21 protein-coding genes are annotated in these 18,959 nt (G+C 60.8%); all 21 read left to right on the top strand.

What is annotated here, in order from left to right:
• Positions 1 to 2 precede the first annotated feature (2 nt).
• The 21 genes from fliH to KGB20_RS11135 all read left to right on the top strand — a co-directional run bounded on the left by fliH (position 3) and on the right by KGB20_RS11135 (position 18,934).
• Positions 3 to 800, top strand: coding sequence for a flagellar assembly protein FliH (gene fliH, locus KGB20_RS11235; protein ID WP_223532265.1), 798 nt, complete (start codon positions 3 to 5; stop codon positions 798 to 800).
• On the top strand, positions 790 to 2,148 hold the full coding sequence (gene fliI, locus KGB20_RS11230; protein ID WP_057715886.1) for a flagellar protein export ATPase FliI: 1,359 nt from the start codon (positions 790 to 792) through the stop codon (positions 2,146 to 2,148). Before fliH ends, fliI begins: the two co-directional genes overlap by 11 nt.
• A 6-nt stretch (positions 2,149 to 2,154) precedes the next feature.
• Complete coding sequence (fliJ, locus tag KGB20_RS11225; RefSeq protein WP_057715885.1) at positions 2,155 to 2,604, top strand: flagellar export protein FliJ; 450 nt, start codon at positions 2,155 to 2,157, stop codon at positions 2,602 to 2,604.
• Positions 2,605 to 2,761: 157 nt separating this feature from the next.
• Positions 2,762 to 3,061, top strand: coding sequence for an STAS domain-containing protein (locus KGB20_RS11220; RefSeq protein ID WP_150813419.1), 300 nt, complete (start codon positions 2,762 to 2,764; stop codon positions 3,059 to 3,061).
• Positions 3,062 to 3,066: 5 nt separating this feature from the next.
• On the top strand, positions 3,067 to 4,773 hold the full coding sequence (locus KGB20_RS11215) for a fused response regulator/phosphatase (RefSeq protein ID WP_150813420.1): 1,707 nt from the start codon (positions 3,067 to 3,069) through the stop codon (positions 4,771 to 4,773).
• A 30-nt stretch (positions 4,774 to 4,803) separates the two neighbouring features.
• Positions 4,804 to 5,154 (top strand): Hpt domain-containing protein, encoded by a 351-nt coding sequence (locus KGB20_RS11210; protein ID WP_150813421.1) that lies wholly within the window; start codon positions 4,804 to 4,806, stop codon positions 5,152 to 5,154.
• Positions 5,155 to 5,254: 100 nt separating this feature from the next.
• Positions 5,255 to 6,583: a flagellar hook-length control protein FliK gene (locus KGB20_RS11205; protein WP_223532263.1), complete on the top strand. Its 1,329-nt coding sequence runs from the start codon at positions 5,255 to 5,257 to the stop codon at positions 6,581 to 6,583.
• 229 nt (positions 6,584 to 6,812) lie between these two features.
• On the top strand, positions 6,813 to 7,316 hold the full coding sequence (gene fliL, locus KGB20_RS11200; RefSeq protein ID WP_150813423.1) for a flagellar basal body-associated protein FliL: 504 nt from the start codon (positions 6,813 to 6,815) through the stop codon (positions 7,314 to 7,316).
• A 9-nt stretch (positions 7,317 to 7,325) separates the two neighbouring features.
• Positions 7,326 to 8,294, top strand: a complete 969-nt coding sequence (gene fliM, locus KGB20_RS11195) for a flagellar motor switch protein FliM (protein ID WP_046037701.1) — start codon at positions 7,326 to 7,328, stop codon at positions 8,292 to 8,294.
• 65 nt (positions 8,295 to 8,359) lie between these two features.
• Complete coding sequence (gene fliN / locus KGB20_RS11190; protein WP_150813424.1) at positions 8,360 to 8,806, top strand: flagellar motor switch protein FliN; 447 nt, start codon at positions 8,360 to 8,362, stop codon at positions 8,804 to 8,806.
• 30 nt (positions 8,807 to 8,836) lie between these two features.
• Complete coding sequence (gene fliO / locus KGB20_RS11185) at positions 8,837 to 9,250, top strand: flagellar biosynthetic protein FliO (RefSeq protein ID WP_102669727.1); 414 nt, start codon at positions 8,837 to 8,839, stop codon at positions 9,248 to 9,250.
• Positions 9,250 to 10,008: a flagellar type III secretion system pore protein FliP gene (gene fliP / locus KGB20_RS11180; protein WP_223532261.1), complete on the top strand. Its 759-nt coding sequence runs from the start codon at positions 9,250 to 9,252 to the stop codon at positions 10,006 to 10,008. Before fliO ends, fliP begins: the two co-directional genes overlap by 1 nt.
• The gene (gene fliQ / locus KGB20_RS11175) at positions 10,005 to 10,274 is read left to right on the top strand and encodes a flagellar biosynthesis protein FliQ (RefSeq protein ID WP_008058625.1); all 270 of its coding nucleotides are present in this window, start codon (positions 10,005 to 10,007) and stop codon (positions 10,272 to 10,274) included. Before fliP ends, fliQ begins: the two co-directional genes overlap by 4 nt.
• Before the next feature lie 3 nt (positions 10,275 to 10,277).
• Positions 10,278 to 11,063, top strand: coding sequence for a flagellar biosynthetic protein FliR (gene fliR, locus KGB20_RS11170; protein WP_150734894.1), 786 nt, complete (start codon positions 10,278 to 10,280; stop codon positions 11,061 to 11,063).
• 3 nt (positions 11,064 to 11,066) lie between these two features.
• The gene (gene flhB, locus KGB20_RS11165) at positions 11,067 to 12,206 is read left to right on the top strand and encodes a flagellar biosynthesis protein FlhB (RefSeq protein ID WP_223532259.1); all 1,140 of its coding nucleotides are present in this window, start codon (positions 11,067 to 11,069) and stop codon (positions 12,204 to 12,206) included.
• 225 nt (positions 12,207 to 12,431) lie between these two features.
• Positions 12,432 to 14,561, top strand: a complete 2,130-nt coding sequence (flhA, locus tag KGB20_RS11160; protein WP_102669722.1) for a flagellar biosynthesis protein FlhA — start codon at positions 12,432 to 12,434, stop codon at positions 14,559 to 14,561.
• Between the two features lie 11 nt (positions 14,562 to 14,572).
• On the top strand, positions 14,573 to 15,901 hold the full coding sequence (gene flhF, locus KGB20_RS11155; protein WP_150813429.1) for a flagellar biosynthesis protein FlhF: 1,329 nt from the start codon (positions 14,573 to 14,575) through the stop codon (positions 15,899 to 15,901).
• A gap of 116 nt (positions 15,902 to 16,017) precedes the next feature.
• On the top strand, positions 16,018 to 16,848 hold the full coding sequence (gene fleN, locus KGB20_RS11150; RefSeq protein WP_008001746.1) for a flagellar synthesis regulator FleN: 831 nt from the start codon (positions 16,018 to 16,020) through the stop codon (positions 16,846 to 16,848).
• Positions 16,845 to 17,585 carry an RNA polymerase sigma factor FliA gene (fliA, locus tag KGB20_RS11145; protein WP_150813430.1) on the top strand — a complete coding sequence of 247 codons (741 nt, stop codon included), beginning with the start codon at positions 16,845 to 16,847 and terminating at the stop codon, positions 17,583 to 17,585. Before fleN ends, fliA begins: the two co-directional genes overlap by 4 nt.
• A 167-nt stretch (positions 17,586 to 17,752) precedes the next feature.
• Positions 17,753 to 18,124, top strand: a complete 372-nt coding sequence (locus KGB20_RS11140) for a chemotaxis response regulator CheY (RefSeq protein WP_003183998.1) — start codon at positions 17,753 to 17,755, stop codon at positions 18,122 to 18,124.
• A gap of 21 nt (positions 18,125 to 18,145) precedes the next feature.
• On the top strand, positions 18,146 to 18,934 hold the full coding sequence (locus tag KGB20_RS11135; RefSeq protein WP_150813431.1) for a protein phosphatase CheZ: 789 nt from the start codon (positions 18,146 to 18,148) through the stop codon (positions 18,932 to 18,934).
• The last annotated feature ends 25 nt before the right edge of the window (positions 18,935 to 18,959 follow it).

The raw sequence follows: 18,959 nt of genomic DNA, 5'->3' as shown, positions 1-18,959 counted from the left end.
CCATGGTCAAGAATGATGATGCACCCACTGACCTGATCCGGGCCAGGGATGTCAGTGGCTTCGATACCTGGGCGCTGCCCAGTTTCGACCCGCCGGAACCCGAGCCGGAACCTGAGCCTGAACCCGAACCGCCGGAAATGGAGGAAGTGCCGCTGGAGGAAGTCCAGCCACTGACCCTCGAAGAGCTCGAAAGCATTCGCCAGGAAGCCTATAACGAAGGCTTCGCGGTGGGTGAGAAGGAAGGTTTCCACAGCACCACGCTCAAGGTCCGCCAGGAAGCCGAAATGGCCCTGACCGCCAAGATTGCGGCGTTGGAGCAACTGATGATGCACCTGTTCGAGCCCATTGCCGAACAGGACACCGAGATTGAAAAGTCCCTGGTCGACCTCGTGCAGCACATCACCAGGCAGGTGATCCAGCGCGAACTGGCCATCGACTCGACGCAGATCGAACACGTCATGCGCGAGGCGCTCAAGCTGTTGCCGCTGGGCGTGGGCAATGTGCGGCTGTACATCAATCCGCAGGACTTCGCACAGGTCAAAGCCCTGCGCGAGCGTCATGAGGAAACGTGGCGCATCGTCGAGGACGAAGCGCTGTTGCCTGGCGGTTGCCGGGTCGAGACAGAGCACAGCCGCATCGACGCCACGGTCGAAACCCGTGTCGCGCGGGTGATGGACAAGCTGTTCGATCAGTTGCACGAGCAGGCCTTGCACCCGGCCGCGCCGGACCTGAGCCTTGAACTGCCGATCGAAGGTAAGCCTGCGGTCGCACCGGCTCAGGATGTTCCCGATGCGCCTTGAACGCACCAGTTTCGCCAAGCGCCTGGGCAGCTATGCCGAGGCCACGGGACTGGAGGGCGCACCGATCCTCGAAGGCCGCTTGCTGCGCATGGTCGGCCTGACCCTCGAAGCCGAAGGCCTGCGCGCCGCCATGGGCAGCCGCTGCATGGTCATCAACGACGACAGCTATCACCCGATGCAGGTTGAAGCCGAAGTGATGGGCTTCTCCGGCAGTAAAGTCTTCCTGATGCCAGTCGGCAGTGTCGCCGGCATTGCGCCCGGTGCCCGAGTGGTGCCCTTGGCCGATACCGGTCGCTTGCCCATGGGCATGAGCATGCTCGGGCGGGTGCTGGATGGCGCCGGTCGTGCGCTGGACGGCAAGGGCGGGATGAAGGCCGAAGACTGGGTGCCAATGGACGGCCCGACCATCAACCCGCTCAAGCGCGAACCGATCAGCGAACCGCTGGACGTGGGCATCCGTTGCATCAATGGCATGTTGACGGTCGGACGCGGCCAGCGGCTCGGCCTGTTCGCCGGTACCGGTGTCGGTAAATCCGTGCTGTTGGGGATGATGACGCGCTTTACCGAGGCCGACATTATCGTCGTCGGACTGATCGGTGAGCGGGGGCGTGAAGTTAAAGAATTCATCGAGCACATCCTCGGTGAAGAAGGGCTCAAGCGTTCGGTAGTGGTGGCGTCCCCGGCGGACGATGCGCCGCTGATGCGACTGCGCGCCGCCATGTACTGCACGCGCATCGCCGAATATTTCCGCGACAAGGGCAAGAACGTCCTGTTGCTCATGGATTCGCTGACCCGTTTCGCCCAGGCCCAGCGGGAAATCGCCTTGGCCATCGGTGAGCCGCCGGCGACCAAAGGCTATCCGCCGTCGGTGTTCGCCAAGTTGCCGAAGCTGGTGGAGCGGGCCGGTAATGCCGAGAAGGGCGGTGGTTCGATCACCGCGTTCTACACCGTGCTGTCCGAAGGCGATGACCAGCAGGACCCGATTGCCGACTCGGCGCGGGGCGTGCTCGACGGGCACATCGTGCTGTCCCGGCGACTGGCCGAGGAAGGTCATTACCCGGCCATTGATATCGAGGCATCCATCAGCCGGGTGATGCCGGCGGTGGTGTCGCCGGAGCACATGATGCGAGCGCAGTATTTCAAGCAATTGTGGTCGCGCTATCAGCAGAGTCGCGACCTGATCAGCGTCGGCGCCTACGTCGCTGGCGGCGACCGCGAGACCGACCTGGCGATTTCCTTGCAACCGCAACTGGTCAAATACCTGCGCCAGGGGCTCAACGACAGCATCAGCCTGGGCGAAAGCGAAGCTTACCTCGCGTCGATCTTCGCGCCCGCGGCGGGCGGCTAACCGGCCATGGCCCAGACTCGGGCAGGGCGCCTGGCCCCCGTGGTGGAAATGGCCGAAAAGGCCGAGAAAACCGCAGTCCAGCGCCTGGGGCACTTTCAGGGGCAAGTGCGTTTGGCCGAAAGCAAACTCGCCGACCTCGAAGCCTTCCGTCTCGATTATCAGGAGCAATGGATCGTGCGCGGCAGCGGCGGCGTCTCGGGCCAATGGTTGCTGGGCTATCAAGGCTTTCTCGCGCAACTGGGCACGGCCATCGACCAGCAGCGGCAAAGCCTGGCCTGGCATCAGAACAACCTGAACAAGGCCCGGGACACCTGGCAGCAGGCGTTTGCCCGGGTCGAAGGCTTGCGCAAGCTGGTTCAGCGCTATGCCGATGAGGCGCGGGCGCTTGAAGACCGGCGCGAACAGAAACTGTTGGATGAATTGTCCCAGCGCCTGCCACGGCAGGATCACCTGTAGGAGCGAACTCGCTCGCGATGAACCTGTGAGCGCACGGGGATGTCAGGCTTACAGCGATAACGATTCGACAGTCACCACAACCTGCCGCCTTGCTCCAACCTCTACCAAATGCTAAACCTTGTGCAAGCGGGTTTACAAATGACAAGGAAGCCATGAAATGTCAGTCGTTACAGAAGTCTCTCCGGATGGGCAAAAACTGACGATATCGGTCAAGGGACGATTCGATTTCGCCAAGCACCAGGAATTTCGTCAGTCCTACGAAAATAAAGAGATATCGGCGGTTGTGGTCGACCTGAAAGACGCCACTTACCTCGATAGCTCGGCCCTGGGCATGTTGCTTTTGCTGCGTGATCACGCCGGTGGCGACGAATCCGATATCCGTGTCGTCAACAGCAGTACCGACGTGCGCAAGATCCTCGCCATCTCCAACTTCGACAAGCTGTTCGACATCAGTTGATTGCCATGCAGCCACTGGAGCCGCTGACGATCCTGATTGCCGAGGACAGCGCCGCCGATCGCCTGCTGTTGTCGAGCATTCTGCGCCGCCAGGGGCACGAAGTGCTGACGGCGGCCAACGGTGCCGAAGCGGTCGAGGTGTTTCGCCAGCAATCACCGCACCTGGTGTTGATGGATGCGATGATGCCGGTCATGGACGGCTTCGAGGCGGCCCGGCAGATCAAGGCTCTGGCCGGGGAAACCCTGGTGCCGATCATCTTCCTCACGTCGTTGTCCGAAAGCGAAGCCCTGGCCCGTTGCCTGGAAGTCGGCGGTGACGACTTTCTGGCCAAGCCCTACAACCAGGTGATTCTCGCTGCCAAGATCAAGGCGATGGATCGCTTGCGGCGCTTGCAGGACACCGTGCTGCAACAGCGTGACCAGATCGCCCGGCACCACGACTACCTGCTCAACGAACAGCGTGTGGCCAAGGCCGTTTTCGACAAGGTGGCGCACTCCGGCTGCCTGAATGCCGCTCCGAATATCCGTTATCTGCAATCGCCCTATGCGCTGTTCAATGGCGACCTGTTGCTGGCCGCGTTCACCCCGGCCGGAGACATGCACGTGCTGCTGGGCGACTTCACCGGCCACGGTTTGCCGGCGGCAGTGGGTGCGATGCCCTTGGCCGAAGTCTTCTACGGCATGACCGCCAAGGGCTATGGCCTGGCGGAAACCCTGCGCGAGATGAATGCCAAGCTCAAGCGCATCCTGCCGGTGGACATGTTCTGCTGTGCCACGTTGCTGTGCCTGAGTTTTCAGCGTCGTTCGGTGGAAGTCTGGAATGGCGGCATGCCGGACGGTTACCTGCATCGCGTTGCCAGTGGCGAGCGAACGCCTCTGCCAGCGCGGAACCTGCCTTTGGGTGTGCTGAGCCCGGAATCCTTCGATGAGCGTACCGACGTGTATCCCATGGCTCTCGGGGATCGGGTGTTTCTGCTGTCCGATGGGGTGATCGATACCTGCGACGCCAATGATCAACTGTTTGGCGTGCAGCGATTGCAGCAGGTGTTTGCCGCCAATCGGCATCCGGATGTGCTGTTCGAAGAGATCGAGCAGGCGCTGCGTCATTTCGGCGGTGAAGCGCGTGACGATGTCAGCATGGTCGAAGTCAGCCTGCTGGAGTCGACGCAAATCACTCCGCCGGCGTTGGTCTACTCCGACAGCGGCCAGTCCTGCCCGCTGGACTGGTCGGTAAGTTTCGAGTTTCGCGCCGCCACGCTCAAGCGCTTCAATCCGTTACCCTATCTGTTGCAGTTGTTGCTTGAGGTCCATGGTCTTCGGGCTCAGAGCGGTGCGCTCTATAGCGTGCTGGCGGAGCTCTACTCCAATGCGCTGGAGCATGGCGTGCTGGGGCTGGATTCGAGTCTCAAGCGCGATGCCTCGGGTTTTGCGCGATATTATCAAGAGCGTAATACCCGGCTGGACGAGCTGCTGGATGGCTATGTACGGTTACATTTGCAGGTGACGCCAACGGACGATGGCGGTTGCCTGACCATTCACATCGAAGACAGCGGCAAGGGTTTCGATGTCGAGCGGGTGATGGCAAGACCGTTGGAAGACGTCCGCCTGTCGGGGCGTGGGGTCAGTCTGATCCGCCAGTTGGGGCGTAATGCCCGCTGGAGCGACAATGGTCGAAGTGCACGCGTGGAGTTTATCTGGGAGGCTCTGGCATAATCCGCGCATTCTTGATCAAGGAGTGAGCAAGTGGACGACACACATGTGGATCGCGACGTGCTGAGCGCATTGCAGGAAGTGATGGAAGAGGGCTATCCGGATCTGCTGGATATCTTTCTTGCGGACTCCGAAGAGCGCCTGAAAGTCTTGAGAACGGCTGACAGTGCTGCACTGCTGGTTGAAACCGCCCATAGCTTCAAGGGCAGCAGCAGCAATATGGGCGCCCTGAGGCTGACCGAGCTGTGCCATCAACTTGAGCTGCAGGCCAGAAGTTTGCCATGCACCGCCGTTCAGGAACTGGTCGGCGAAATCGATCGCGAGTTCGCCGGTATCCGGCCTCTGTACGAAGCTGAACGACAGCGTTGCCCGGCGAAAATCTGAGCACACGCTGCATTTGGTCCTCTTCGAGTGAAACTGGCTCGACCCTTGCAGTCAACTCATCCAACTGTACTTACGAGCCCCGTGCAGCGGAGACCGTTTCATGCCCGTTACCCCCGATATTCTGCTTCAGGCCTCCAGGCAGGCCAAGACTCAAGCTGGCTCCGCCAATCCTCCGGCGCAGACTGCCAAGCCCGGGGGCAAGGCCGCAAGCTTCGCTCATGTCTACGCCAGCCAGGCCCAGAGCAAGCCCAATGCATTGGCCGATACCTCGGTCAAGCCCGGTCGCGACAAAACCAGCGATGTTGCCGGAAGGAACGACGCTGATGACGACAAGTCTGCCGCCGAGGAACCGGTGGTTGCCGATGGCGGCAAATCCTTGCCTGTCGACAATTCGGTGCCGGCTGATGACAAGATCGTTGGCGATGATGCGTCAGATGCCGACCCGGCTCCGGTCGTCGATGCCGCACCGATAGATCCCGTTGTACTGGCACCGGTAGCCTCTTGCGTAGTCGACACAGTGCAACCTGTCGTTGATGCGCCGGTTGCGTCCGCGGCTACGGCTACGGCTGCACTCGCTCCAGCGCTGGCCACTGCCGACGGCGATTTCGATCCCTCGACCGATCCGCTCGACGCATTGCCGGCGGTGCGCCTGGCGATGGAGCAGGGCGGTCACGTATCGGCTTCCAGCCAGGCGCAGCCCAAGGCTGCGCCGACACAAGCGCAAGCCCAGGCTGACGGTGAGCTGACGTCGGCGCAAAACTTTGCCGCCGGCATGGCGACCATGCTGGAGGTTCAGGGCGACAACAGCGGCACCGGTCAGGGGGGCGACAAGGCTTTCAGCGGCTTGATCGATGACGGCCTGAAGGACCTCAAGTCCGCCAGCAGCGACACCCGTGTCGATGATTTCGCCAACCGTCTGGCAGCGCTGACCCAGGCGGCCACACCGAAGACAGCCAATGCCTTGCCGGTGAACCAGCCGATCGCCATGCACCAGAGCGGGTGGACCGAAGAGGTGGTGAACCGGGTCATGTACCTGTCCAGCGCCAATCTCAAGGCAGCGGACATCCAGTTGCAGCCCGCTGAACTCGGGCGTCTGGACATTCGGGTGAACATGGTTCCCGATCAACAGACCCAGGTCACGTTCATGAGTGCGCATCCGGGCGTCCGTGAGGCGCTGGATGGGCAGGTCCATCGCTTGCGCGACATGTTCGCGCAGCAGGGCATGGGGCAGGTCGATGTCAACGTTTCGGACCAATCCCGTGGTTCGCAGCAAGGGCAGGAGCAGGCTCAGCAGAGCCAGAGCGGGCGAACGAGCGCCAGTGGTGGTCGTCTTGAAGCCATGGATGACGAAATAGCCCCGAGCATCACAGAAGTTGCCGCAACGGCTACCAGTGTGATCGGCTCCAGCGCCGTCGACTACTACGCCTGATCAGACACAAACCCTGTGGGAGCGGGCTTGCTCGCGAATACGGTTTAACATTCAACATTAATGTTGACTGTCACAACGCATTCGCGAGCAAGCCCGCTCCCACATTTGTTTGGCGGCGCTCTTCAAAAAGGCGTCTGTCCACCCATCTCCCTCCCAACCGTTCTGGCATAACACTTGCTCTTGCCTTGCCGTGCGACTGTGAAAACCCGATTAGTGACGGATTATTGGCATGGCGAAGAGCGACGCAGCAGTAAAAGACCCCGCAACCAAAGGCAAACTCAAGCTGATTATCGTGATCGTGGTGGCCCTGCTGCTGGCGATCGGTGTGTCCGTGGGGGCGACCTGGTACTTCATGCACAGCGCTCAGAGCAAGCCTGCCGCCGCAGTGGAGCAAACCGCTCCTGTCGGCAAGCAGCCAGCGATTTTCGAGTCGATGGCGCCGGCTTTCGTGGCCAACTTCAACCAGAACGGTCGCCAGCGCTACATGCAAGTGAGCATCACCATGCTCGCGCGCAACCAGGCGGATCTGGAAGCACTCAAGGTCCACATGCCGGTGATCCGCAACAACCTGGTCATGCTGTTCTCCGGGCAGGACTTCGCGACCCTCGCCTCGCCGGTCGGCCAGGAAATGCTGCGGCAGAAAGCTACCGCCAGTGTCCAGGAAGTGGCGCAGAAAGAGCTCGGCAAAGTGGTGATCGAACAGTTGCTTTTCACTAATTTCGTACTGCAGTAGGAACACGACATGGCCGTGCAGGACCTGCTGTCCCAGGATGAGATCGACGCGCTGTTGCATGGCGTCGACGATGGTCTGGTACAGACCGATAACGCTGCCGAACCCGGCACCGTCAAAAGCTATGACCTGACCAGCCAGGATCGCATCGTCCGTGGACGCATGCCGACCCTGGAAATGATCAACGAGCGTTTCGCCCGTTATACCCGCATCAGCATGTTCAACATGCTGCGTCGCTCGGCAGACGTGGCGGTCGGCGGCGTGCAGGTGATGAAGTTCGGCGAATACGTGCACTCGCTGTACGTGCCGACCAGTCTCAATCTGGTCAAGATCAAACCCCTGCGCGGCACCGCGCTGTTCATCCTCGACGCCAAACTGGTGTTCAAGCTGGTGGACAACTTCTTCGGCGGCGACGGCCGCCACGCCAAGATCGAAGGGCGTGAATTCACGCCGACCGAACTTCGCGTGGTACGCATGGTGCTGGAGCAGGCGTTCGTCGATTTGAAGGAAGCCTGGCAGGCGATCATGGAAGTCAACTTCGAGTACATCAACTCGGAAGTGAACCCGGCCATGGCCAACATCGTCGGCCCGAGCGAGGCCATTGTGGTGTCGACCTTCCACATCGAACTCGATGGCGGTGGCGGCGACCTGCACGTGACCATGCCGTACTCGATGATCGAGCCGGTGCGCGAAATGCTCGATGCCGGCTTCCAGTCGGACCTCGACGATCAGGACGAGCGCTGGGTCAACGCCCTGCGCCAGGACGTGCTGGACGTCGACGTGCCGATCGGTGCGACGGTGGCTCGTCGTCAGTTGCGCCTGCGCGACATCCTGCACATGCAGCCGGGGGATGTGATCCCGGTCGACATGCCGGAAGAAATGATCATGCGCGCCAACGGCGTGCCGGCCTTCAAGGTCAAGATGGGCTCGCACAAGGGCAATCTGGCGTTGCAAGTGATCGAGCCGATCGAGCGCCGTTGACCGGCGCTCGTACCCATTCGCGATTAAACGAATTCTGATTTTTTGCTCGCCGAGGACACTGACAAATGAACACGCAAGACGACCAGGCTCTGGCCGATGAGTGGGCAGCGGCCCTGGAAGAAACCGGTGATGCCGGGCAGGCCGATATCGATGCCTTGCTGGCCGCCGACGCCGGCAGTTCCGCGTCCAACCGCCTGCCAATGGAAGAGTTCGGCAGTGTGCCGAAAAACAACGATCCGGTCAGCCTCGAAGGCCCGAACCTGGACGTGATCCTCGATATCCCGGTGTCGATTTCCATGGAAGTGGGCAGCACTGAGATCAACATCCGCAACCTGCTGCAACTGAACCAGGGTTCGGTGATCGAGCTTGATCGCCTGGCCGGCGAGCCGCTGGACGTGCTGGTCAATGGCACGCTCATCGCCCACGGCGAAGTGGTGGTGGTCAATGAGAAGTTCGGCATCCGCCTGACGGACGTGATCAGCCCAAGCGAACGCATCAAGAAGCTGCGCTGAGTGAAAAGGGTTCTCGGGTTTGTATTGGCGATGCCGTTCAGCGTGCTGGCGGCTGAGCCTGTCGCTACGGCGACCACGGCTGCCGCGCCGGCGGTGAGCAGCGGTGTGGCTGGGCAACTGACGCAGCTGGTGTTCGGCTTGCTGCTGGTGCTGGGGCTGATCTTCCTCCTCGCCTGGTTGCTGCGTCGGGTCCAGCAGGCCGGTCCGGCTGGCAAGGGGCAGGTGATCGAGATTGTCGGTTCCCGCGCGCTGGGGCCTCGCGACCGCCTGATGCTGGTGCAGGTCGGCAACGAGCAGATCCTGTTGGGCCTGAGCCCCGGCAACATCACTGCGCTGCATGTGCTCAAGGAGCCGGTGCAAGTGCCGAGTACCGAGAAGCCGACGCCGGAATTTGCCCAGCGCCTGTTGGAGATGCTGGGTAAAGATCAGAAGGATAAGAAGTAATGGGTGCGCTGCGCATCGCCTTGACGCTGACCCTGATGCTGGCCGCGCCGCTGGCATTCGCCGCCGATCCGTTGTCGATCCCGGCCATCACCCTGGGCACCAATGCGCAGGGTGCGCAGGAATACTCGGTCAGCCTGCAAATTCTGCTGATCATGACCGCGCTGAGTTTTATCCCGGCGTTTGTCATGCTGATGACCAGTTTCACCCGGATCATCATTGTCTTCTCGATCCTGCGCCAGGCCCTGGGTCTGCAGCAGACACCGTCGAACCAGATCCTCACCGGCATGGCGCTGTTCCTGACCCTGTTCATCATGGCGCCGGTGTTCGGCCGGGTGAACCAGGACGCCTTGCAGCCGTATCTGGCGGAAAAACTGACGGCCCAGGATGCGGTCGCCAAGGCCCAGGTGCCGATCAAGAACTTCATGCTCGCCCAGACCCGTACCAGCGATCTGGAGTTGTTCATGCGCCTGTCCAAGCGCACTGACATCGCGACGCCGGATCAGGCGCCGTTGACCATCCTGGTGCCGGCCTTCGTGACCTCCGAGCTGAAAACGGCATTCCAGATCGGCTTCATGATCTTCATTCCGTTCCTGATCATCGACCTGGTCGTGGCCAGCGTGTTGATGGCCATGGGTATGATGATGCTGTCGCCGCTGATTATTTCCCTGCCGTTCAAGATCATGTTGTTCGTGCTGGTCGATGGCTGGGCGCTGATCATCGGCACGCTGGCCAGCAGCTTCGGCGGTGTCTCGCCATGACCCCGGAAGTAGCCGTCGACATCTTCCGCGAAGCGCTGTGGCTGACCACGCTGATGGTTGCCGTGTTGGTGATTCCAAGCCTGCTGGTGGGCCTGATCGTGGCGATGTTCCAGGCCGCGACACAGATCAACGAACAGACCCTGAGCTTCCTGCCCCGCCTGCTGGTGATGCTGGTGACGCTGATCGTGGCCGGGCCGTGGCTGGTGCAGACCTTCATGGAGTACATCCTGCAGTTGTACGGCAGTATTCCGCAGGTCATCGGCTAAACCATGTCGTCGCTACTGCAGCTGACGGACACCCAGATCAGTACCTGGGTGGCGACGTTCATGTTGCCGCTGTTTCGCGTCGGCGCCTTGCTGATGGTCATGCCGGTGTTCGGCACCTCACTGGTGCCTAAACGTATCCGCCTGTATTTCGCCCTCGCCATCACCGTGGTCATCGCACCCAACCTGCCGCCGATGCCGCCAGTGAATGCGCTGGATTTAAGCGGCCTGCTGCTGATTGCCGAACAGATCCTCGTCGGCGCAATCCTCGGTTTCTCCTTGCAGTTGTTCTTTCAGGCGTTCGTGGTGGCGGGGCAGATTGTCGCGATCCAGATGGGCATGGGTTTCGCCTCGATGGTCGACCCCACCAACGGCGTGTCAGTGGCGGTGATCGGGCAGTTCTTCACCATGCTGGTGACGCTGATGTTCCTGGCGATGAACGGCCATCTGGTGGTGTTCGAGGTGCTGACCGAGAGCTTCACCACGCTGCCGGTCGGCAGCGGTCTGATGGTCAATCATTACTGGGAGCTGGCCGGCAAGCTGGGTTGGGTGCTTGGCGCGGCGCTGCTGTTGGTGCTGCCGGCCATCACCGCGCTGCTGGTGGTCAACATCGCGTTTGGCGTGATGACCCGGGCGGCGCCGCAACTGAACATTTTCTCCATCGGCTTCCCGCTGACCCTGGTGCTCGGCCTGTTTATCGTCTGGGTCGGGCTGGCGGACATTCTCAATCAGTATCAACCGCTGGCCACCGAGGCCTTGCAGTTTTTACGCGAACTGGCACAGGCGCGCTGAGTCATGGCTGAGAGCGAAAGCGGTCAGGACAAAACAGAAGACCCCACGGAGAAAAAGAAAAAGGACGCCCGTGAGAAGGGTGAGATTGCCCGTTCCAAGGAACTCAATACCCTGGCAATCATGCTCGCCGGGGCTGGGGCATTGCTGGTGTTCGGCGGGGTGCTGGCCCAGGAAATGATGGACCTGATGCGCCTGAACTTTTCCCTGTCGCGAGAGGTGGTGCTGGATCAGCGCTCGATGGGCACCTACTTGCTGCACTCGGGACAGATTGCCTTGCTGGCGATTCAACCGGTGATGATCACCTTGCTGCTGGCCGCGTTGATCGGCCCGATTTCCCTTGGCGGCTGGCTGTTTTCTGCCGGCACCATGGCGCCCAAGTTCAGCCGGATGAACCCCGGCGCCGGGCTCAAGCGCATGTTCTCCACCAAGGCCATTGCCGAACTGCTCAAAGCTTTGGCGAAGTTTTTCATCGTGCTGTTCGTGGCGCTGCTGGTGTTGGCGGCGGACATCGACGATTTGCTGCGCATCGCTCACGAACCGCTGGACCGCGCGATCATTCACAGCGTGCAAGTGGTCGGTTGGAGTTCCCTGTGGATGGCTTGCGGATTGATCATCATCGCTGCCGTGGATGTGCCGATCCAGCTCTGGGAGAGCATCAAGAAACTCAAAATGACCAAGCAGGAAGTGCGTGACGAGCACAAGGATCAAGAGGGGCGGCCGGAGGTCAAACAACGCATTCGCCAGCTCCAGCGCGAAATGTCCCAGCGACGGATGATGGCCGCCATTCCCGACGCCGACGTGGTCATCACCAACCCGACGCACTACGCCGTAGCCCTCAAGTACGACCCGGAAAAGGGTAATGCGCCGGTATTGCTGGCCAAGGGGAGCGACTTCCTGGCCCTGAAGATCCGTGAGATCGCGGCGGCCAACGAGATTCTGTTGCTGGAGTCTCCGGCGCTGGCGCGATCGATCTACTACTCGACGGAGCTTGAGCAGGAGATCCCGGGTGGGTTGTATCTGGCGGTGGCGCAGGTGTTGGCTTACGTCTACCAGATTCGACAGTACCGGGCGGGCAAGGGCAAGCGGCCTGATCCGCTGAAGGATGATTTGCCTATTCCGCCGGATTTGCGCCGCGACTCCTGAGCCGGGCGCGGCTCCTTTGTGGGAGCGAGCTTGCTCGCGATAGCGCCAGCACAGGCACAATGTGTGTCGACTGACACACCGCCATCGCGAGCAAGCTCGCTCCCACAGAATCCTTCAAAACCCCTCTGTTTCTTGCCTTTGCAAAAGTTGGAAAGCTTCTTGCAGTAGCCGCCCTGCGCCCGCTTCAGGCGTCAAAAGTTTGCTTTAAAGGAACGGGGAATACCGGTGGATCGCTCTCAGTTAATCAACAGTGCCCGCACAAACGTTGCCGACCTCAGTCGAGGCAATCTGGGCGTGCCGCTGTTGCTGCTGGTCATGCTGGCGATGATGATGTTGCCGGTGCCGCCGTTCCTGCTGGACGTGTTCTTCACCTTCAACATTGCCCTGTCCATCGTCGTGCTGCTGGTGTGCGTCTATGCCCTGCGACCGCTGGATTTCGCGGTGTTTCCGACCATTCTGCTGGTGGCGACGTTGTTGCGCCTGGCGCTGAACGTGGCTTCGACGCGGGTGGTGATGCTCCACGGCCAGGACGGTCATGCGGCGGCCGGCAAGGTGATCCAGGCCTTCGGCGAGGTGGTGATCGGCGGTAACTACGTGGTCGGTATCGTGGTCTTCGCGATTTTGATGATCATCAACTTCGTCGTGGTCACCAAGGGCGCGGGGCGGATTTCCGAGGTGAGCGCGCGTTTCACCCTCGATGCGATGCCCGGCAAGCAAATGGCGATCGACGCCGACCTCAACGCCGGCCTGATCGATCAGGCCCAGGCCAAGGCCCGTCGTTCGGAAGTGGCCCAGGAAGCCGAGTTCTACGGTTCCATGGACGGTGCCAGCAAATTCGTCCGCGGTGACGCCATCGCCGGTCTGTTGATCCTGTTCATCAACCTGATCGGCGGCATGGCGGTCGGTATCTTCCAGCACGGCATGACCTTCGGCGACGCCGGCAAGGTGTATGCGCTGCTGACCATCGGTGACGGTTTGGTGGCGCAATTGCCATCACTGTTGTTATCGACAGCAGCGGCAATCATGGTGACCCGTGCGTCCGGTTCGGAAGACATGGGCAAGCAAATCAATCGCCAGATGTTCGCCTCGCCCAAGGCGCTGGCGGTGGCAGCCGGTTTGATGGCGGTCATGGGCCTGGTGCCCGGCATGCCGCACTTCTCGTTCCTGAGCATGGCGGCCCTGGCGGCCGGTGGCGCTTACCTGTTCTGGAAGAAGCAGAACGTCGCCAAGGTTCACGCCCTGCAAGAGGTCAAGCGCCAGCAGGAGTTGCTGCCGTCGCCAGCCCGGGCCCAGGAAACCAGGGAGCTTGGCTGGGATGACGTGACGCCGATCGACATGATCGGCCTGGAGGTGGGTTATCGCCTGATTCCGCTGGTGGACCGCAACCAGGGCGGCCAGTTGCTGGCGCGAATCAAGGGCGTGCGCAAGAAGCTGTCCCAGGACCTGGGCTTCCTGATGCCCACGGTGCATATCCGCGACAACCTCGACCTGGCGCCGAGTGCCTATCGCCTGACTCTCATGGGGGTAATCCTGGCCGAAGCGGAGATTTACCCGGATCGCGAGCTGGCGATCAACCCGGGGCAGGTCTACGGCACGCTCAACGGCATTACCGCCAAAGATCCGGCTTTCGGCCTGGAGGCGGTCTGGATCGAAATCAGCCAGCGCGCCCAGGCGCAATCCCTCGGTTATACGGTGGTCGATGCCAGTACAGTAGTGGCTACTCACTTGAACCAGATACTCTACAAGCATTCCAGTGAGCTGATCGGTCACGAAGAAGTGCAGCAACTCATGCAATTGCTGGCCAAAAGCTCGCCGAAACTGGCCGAGGAGCTGGTGCCGGGCGTGGTTTCGCTGTCGCAGTTGCTCAAGGTGTTGCAAGCGCTGTTGGCCGAACAGGTGCCTGTTCGCGATATCCGCAGTATTGCCGAGGCGATCGCCAACAATGCCGCCAAGAGTCAAGATACCGCCGCGCTGGTGGCTGCCGTGCGGGTTGGCGTATCCCGCGCAATCGTCCAAAGCATTGTAGGCACTGAGTCGGAGCTGCCGGTTATCACGCTGGAGCCAAGGTTGGAACAGATATTGCTCAATAGTCTGCAAAAGGCAGGACAAGGCTCTGAAGAGGGCGTTCTGCTGGAGCCAAGCATGGCTGAGAAGCTGCAACGTTCGTTGATCGACGCGGCGCAGCGTCAGGAGATGCAAGGTCAGCCGGTGATTCTGCTGGTGGCCGGTCCGGTTCGCGCGATGCTCTCGCGATTTGGCCGGCTCGCAGTCCCGGGTTTGCATGTGTTGGCTTACCAGGAAATCCCTGACAACAAGCAAGTGACCATCGTTGCGACAGTAGGGCCCAACGGCTGAGGTAGTGGTTTATGCAAGTTAAGCGTTTTTTCGCCGCCGATATGCGTCAGGCCATGAAGCTGGTTCGCGATGAGCTGGGCGCTGATGCCGCCATCATTGGCAACCGCCGGATCGCCGGGGGGGTCGAACTGACGGCTGCGCTGGACTACAAGTTGTCGGCGCTGGCGCCGCGGGTTCCGAACATGGAGCTCGAAGACGAATTGCGCAAGACTCAGTCGCGGATCGTCACCGCCCAGGCCGAATTGAGCCTGCGTGGCGATGGCGAGAGCGACAATGCAACCAATCGCCAGCTGTTCGCCGGATTGCCGTTGACTGCCGCCGAGCCGCTGATCGAACCGACCTACGCCGAACCCCGTCGCCCCGCGCCAGCCGCTGCGCCAGCGTCCGGTGGCGTGGATCCACGTGCGTTCGACTCGATGCGTTTCGAGCTCAACAGCCTGCGCGAACTCATGGAAGTACAACTCGGCTCCCTGGCCTGGAATCAGCTGCAAGGCAGCCGTCCGGACCAGGCCAACCTCTGGCGTCGCCTGCAACGTATCGGCCTGTCTGGCCCGCTGTCGCGCGACCTGCTGGCAATGATCACCGAAATCGAAGAGCCTCGTCAGGCCTGGCGCATGTTGCTGGCGCACCTGGCGCGCATGATCGTTACTCCGGAGGTCGAGCCGCTGGAAGAGGGCGGCGTGATCGCCATGGTTGGCCCTGCCGGCATGGGCAAGACCACCACCCTGGCCAAGCTGGCTGCCCGTTATGTGCTCAAGTACGGCGCGCAGAACATTGCGCTGGTGAGCATGGACAGCTTCCGCATCGGTGCCCAGGAGCAGCTCAAGACCTTGGGGCGCATTCTCAATGTGTCGGTGACCCACGTCGACCCTGGCCAGTCCCTGGTGCAGGCGCTGGAGCCATTGCTGCGCAAACGCGTGGTGCTGATCGATACCGCGGGCCTGCAGGCCAGCGATCCGGCGCTGCGCATGCAGCTCGAAAGTCTGGCCGGTCGCGGCATCCGTTCAAAAAATTATCTGGTTCTGGCAACCACCAGCCAGAAACAGGTTCTAACGGCCGCTTATCACAGTTACAAGCGCTGCGGGCTCGCCGGCTGCATTCTGACTAAACTGGATGAAACGGCTAGTCTGGGCGAGGTGTTGAGCCTTGCCATCAGTCATGAACTGCCGGTGGCTTACCTGACCGATGGCCCGCGGATCCCGGATGATTTGCATCTGCCGCGCCGTCATCAATTGGTCAGCCGCGCCGTGAGTGTGCAAATGCAGGAAGAACCCAGCGAAGAAGCCATGGCTGACATGTTCGCTGACATCTACCACAGCCCGACCAAGCAGGTTGGCTGAGGTAAAAATGAACAGTTTTTATACCTACATCGATGGTCTGCCATGCATTGTTCCGTTTGTGAACGCGCAGCCAGTAATGTGGCCTCCGTCTATGCAAGACAAGGTAAAGAAATAACATGGGCAGCATGCATCCCGTACAGGTGATCGCGGTGACCGGCGGCAAAGGTGGCGTCGGGAAAACTAATGTGTCAGTGAACTTGTCCCTGGCTTTGGCCGAACTTGGCCGGCGCGTCATGCTGTTGGACGCCGACCTGGGGCTGGCGAACGTCGACGTTCTGCTGGGCCTGACACCCAAACGTACCCTGGCCGACGTGATCGAAGGCCGCTGCGAACTGCGCGATGTATTGCTGCAGGGGCCCGGCGGCATCCGTATCGTTCCGGCCGCATCCGGCACTCAGAGCATGGTGCATCTGAGCCCCGCGCAACACGCCGGCCTGATCCAGGCCTTCAGTGATATCGGCGACAACCTCGACGTACTGGTGATCGACACCGCTGCGGGCATTGGTGACTCGGTAGTCAGTTTCGTCCGTGCAGCCCAGGAAGTGCTGCTGGTGGTGTGCGACGAGCCGACCTCGATCACCGATGCCTACGCCTTGATCAAGTTGCTGAACCGCGATTACGGCATGAACCGCTTCCGCGTCCTGGCCAACATGGCCCAGAGCCCGCAGGAAGGACGCAACCTGTTCGCCAAGTTGACCAAGGTCACGGATCGCTTCCTCGACGTCGCCTTACAATACGTCGGCGCGGTGCCCTACGACGAAAGCGTGCGCAAGGCCGTGCAGAAGCAGCGCGCCGTCTACGAGGCCTTCCCGCGTTCCAAGTGCTCGCTGGCGTTCAAGGCAATCGCACAAAAGGTTGATACCTGGCCGCTGCCTGCCAACCCGCGCGGGCACCTGGAGTTTTTCGTCGAGCGCCTCGTGCAGCAGACAGCAGGACCTGTTCTATGACAGCCAGCGGCTACAACCTCTACAAGAGATCGGCGCGTGATGCGCAGTACGAGCTGATCGAGCGTTACGCGCCGCTGGTTAAACGCATTGCCTACCACTTGCTGGCGCGTTTGCCGGCCAGTGTCCAGGTCGAAGACCTGATCCAGGCCGGGATGATTGGCCTGCTTGAAGTGTCGACCAAATATGACGCCGGCAAAGGCGCCAGTTTCGAGACGTACGCGGGCATACGAATCCGCGGCGCCATGCTCGATGAAGTGCGCAAGGGGGACTGGGCGCCACGTTCGGTCCACCGCAATACGCGCATGGTCAGCGATGCCATTCGCTCGATTGAAGCTAAAACCGGCCGTGACGCTAAAGATCACGAAGTTGCGGCCGAACTCCAATTGAGTCTCGACGATTACTACGGGATTTTGAACGACACCCTGGGCAGCCGGCTGTTCAGTTTCGACGACCTGTTGCAGGACGGCGAACACGAAGGGCTGCACGAGGATGGCGCGAGTGCTCATGTCGAGCCGTCACGCGACCTGGAGGATGAACGCTTCCAGGCTGCGCTGGCGGATGCGATTGCCAATTTGCCGGAGCGTGAGCGACTGGTGTTGGCGCTGTACTACGACGAAGAGTTGAATCTCAAGGAAATCGGTGAGGTCCTGGGGGTCAGCGAATCGCGGGTCAGCCAGTTACACAGCCAGTGCGCGGCCCGTTTGCGGGGGCGTTTGGGGGAGTGGCGAGCGCGCTGAAGGCAGTGTGGGGACACTGCGAACGAGGCCGGTGTGGTGTTGAACTGCGCCGGTCGCGATCTGTTGTGCTCCAGACAGTCATTGAGTGCTTTGCCGGATTGATTGAAATGGCGTGTCCAGGTGCTGGGCGCGTTTAAGACTGCTTGGAGGTCGAATTGGACAAGAACATGAAAATCCTCATCGTTGATGACTTCTCAACGATGCGGCGGATCATCAAGAACCTGCTGCGTGACCTTGGGTTCACCAACACCGTCGAGGCCGACGATGGCACTACCGCCATTCCGGTGCTCAACAGCGGAAGCATCGACTTTCTGGTAACGGACTGGAACATGCCTGGCATGACCGGTATCGATCTGCTGCGTCACGTGCGTGCCGATGAAAAGCTCAAGCACCTGCCGGTGCTGATGGTGACCGCTGAAGCCAAGCGCGAGCAGATCATCGAAGCGGCCCAGGCCGGCGTTAACGGCTATGTGGTCAAGCCCTTCACGGCTCAGGCGTTGAAAGAAAAAATCGAGAAGATTTTCGAACGCATCGGTTGATGAGTGCGCCACGGGGGAGCTATGGGCAATAACGAAACTTCATTGGGCGATTTTGAATCGACCCTGAAAAAACACGCCCTCGAATTGGTCGAGAGCCTTGAAAAAGGCAAGTTCGGCGACGCGGTGCAATTGATCCATGAGCTCAACCAGACCCGTGACCGCGGCCTGTATCAGGAAGTGGGCAAGCTCACCCGCGAACTGCATAGCGCGATCGTCAATTTCCAGATTGACCCGCACATGCCGCAGGCCGAAGAAGTGTCGCAGATCACCGACGCCACCGAGCGCCTGGGGTATGTGGTCAAGCTGACCGAGGCTGCGGCCAACCGCACCATGGATCTGGTGGAAAGTGCCACGCCGCTGGTCAATGGCCTGGCCGATGAAGCCAAGGTGTTGAGCGCGGACTGGGGGCGCTTCATGCGTCGCGAAGTCGGCGCCGAAGAGTTTCGTGAACTGGCCCGACGGGTCGACGGGTTCCTGACGCGCAGCGGCACGGACAATCGCGCGGTGTCGGGCAACCTGAACGACATCCTGCTCGCCCAGGATTACCAGGACCTCACAGGCCAGGTGATCAAGCGGGTGACCCAGTTGGTCACCGAAGTTGAAAGCAACCTGCTCAAGCTCGTGCTGATGGCCAGTCAGGTGGACCGCTTTGCGGGCATCGAACATGACCGTGAAGCGATGCTTGCTGAAAAAGATCCACAAAAACATCTCTCTCAGGGTGAAGGTCCGCAGATTCATGCCGATAAAAGAGAAGACGTTGTGTCCGGTCAGGACGATGTGGACGATTTGCTATCCAGCCTAGGGTTTTAGAATTTTAGGCATTTTAGGTTTTTAG

Source organism: Pseudomonas sp. BF-R-30, assembly GCF_019956175.1.
Lineage (GTDB): Bacteria > Pseudomonadota > Gammaproteobacteria > Pseudomonadales > Pseudomonadaceae > Aquipseudomonas > Aquipseudomonas jessenii.
This window is presented reverse-complemented; position numbering and strand designations above follow the sequence as displayed.

Coding starts and splice junctions, on each gene's coding strand:
- fliQ (WP_008058625.1), top strand. CDS start 10,005: ATGACCCCGGAAGTAGCCGTCGACATCTTCCGCGAAGCGCTGTGGCTG.
- fliM (WP_046037701.1), top strand. CDS start 7,326: ATGGCCGTGCAGGACCTGCTGTCCCAGGATGAGATCGACGCGCTGTTG.
- KGB20_RS11205 (WP_223532263.1), top strand. CDS start 5,255: ATGCCCGTTACCCCCGATATTCTGCTTCAGGCCTCCAGGCAGGCCAAG.
- fliJ (WP_057715885.1), top strand. CDS start 2,155: ATGGCCCAGACTCGGGCAGGGCGCCTGGCCCCCGTGGTGGAAATGGCC.
- KGB20_RS11220 (WP_150813419.1), top strand. CDS start 2,762: ATGTCAGTCGTTACAGAAGTCTCTCCGGATGGGCAAAAACTGACGATA.
- flhF (WP_150813429.1), top strand. CDS start 14,573: ATGCAAGTTAAGCGTTTTTTCGCCGCCGATATGCGTCAGGCCATGAAG.
- flhB (WP_223532259.1), top strand. CDS start 11,067: ATGGCTGAGAGCGAAAGCGGTCAGGACAAAACAGAAGACCCCACGGAG.
- fliH (WP_223532265.1), top strand. CDS start 3: ATGGTCAAGAATGATGATGCACCCACTGACCTGATCCGGGCCAGGGAT.
- fliR (WP_150734894.1), top strand. CDS start 10,278: ATGTCGTCGCTACTGCAGCTGACGGACACCCAGATCAGTACCTGGGTG.
- KGB20_RS11140 (WP_003183998.1), top strand. CDS start 17,753: ATGAAAATCCTCATCGTTGATGACTTCTCAACGATGCGGCGGATCATC.
- fliI (WP_057715886.1), top strand. CDS start 790: ATGCGCCTTGAACGCACCAGTTTCGCCAAGCGCCTGGGCAGCTATGCC.
- fliP (WP_223532261.1), top strand. CDS start 9,250: ATGGGTGCGCTGCGCATCGCCTTGACGCTGACCCTGATGCTGGCCGCG.
- fliO (WP_102669727.1), top strand. CDS start 8,837: ATGCCGTTCAGCGTGCTGGCGGCTGAGCCTGTCGCTACGGCGACCACG.
- fliL (WP_150813423.1), top strand. CDS start 6,813: ATGGCGAAGAGCGACGCAGCAGTAAAAGACCCCGCAACCAAAGGCAAA.
- KGB20_RS11215 (WP_150813420.1), top strand. CDS start 3,067: ATGCAGCCACTGGAGCCGCTGACGATCCTGATTGCCGAGGACAGCGCC.
- fliA (WP_150813430.1), top strand. CDS start 16,845: ATGACAGCCAGCGGCTACAACCTCTACAAGAGATCGGCGCGTGATGCG.
- fleN (WP_008001746.1), top strand. CDS start 16,018: ATGGGCAGCATGCATCCCGTACAGGTGATCGCGGTGACCGGCGGCAAA.
- fliN (WP_150813424.1), top strand. CDS start 8,360: ATGAACACGCAAGACGACCAGGCTCTGGCCGATGAGTGGGCAGCGGCC.
- KGB20_RS11135 (WP_150813431.1), top strand. CDS start 18,146: ATGGGCAATAACGAAACTTCATTGGGCGATTTTGAATCGACCCTGAAA.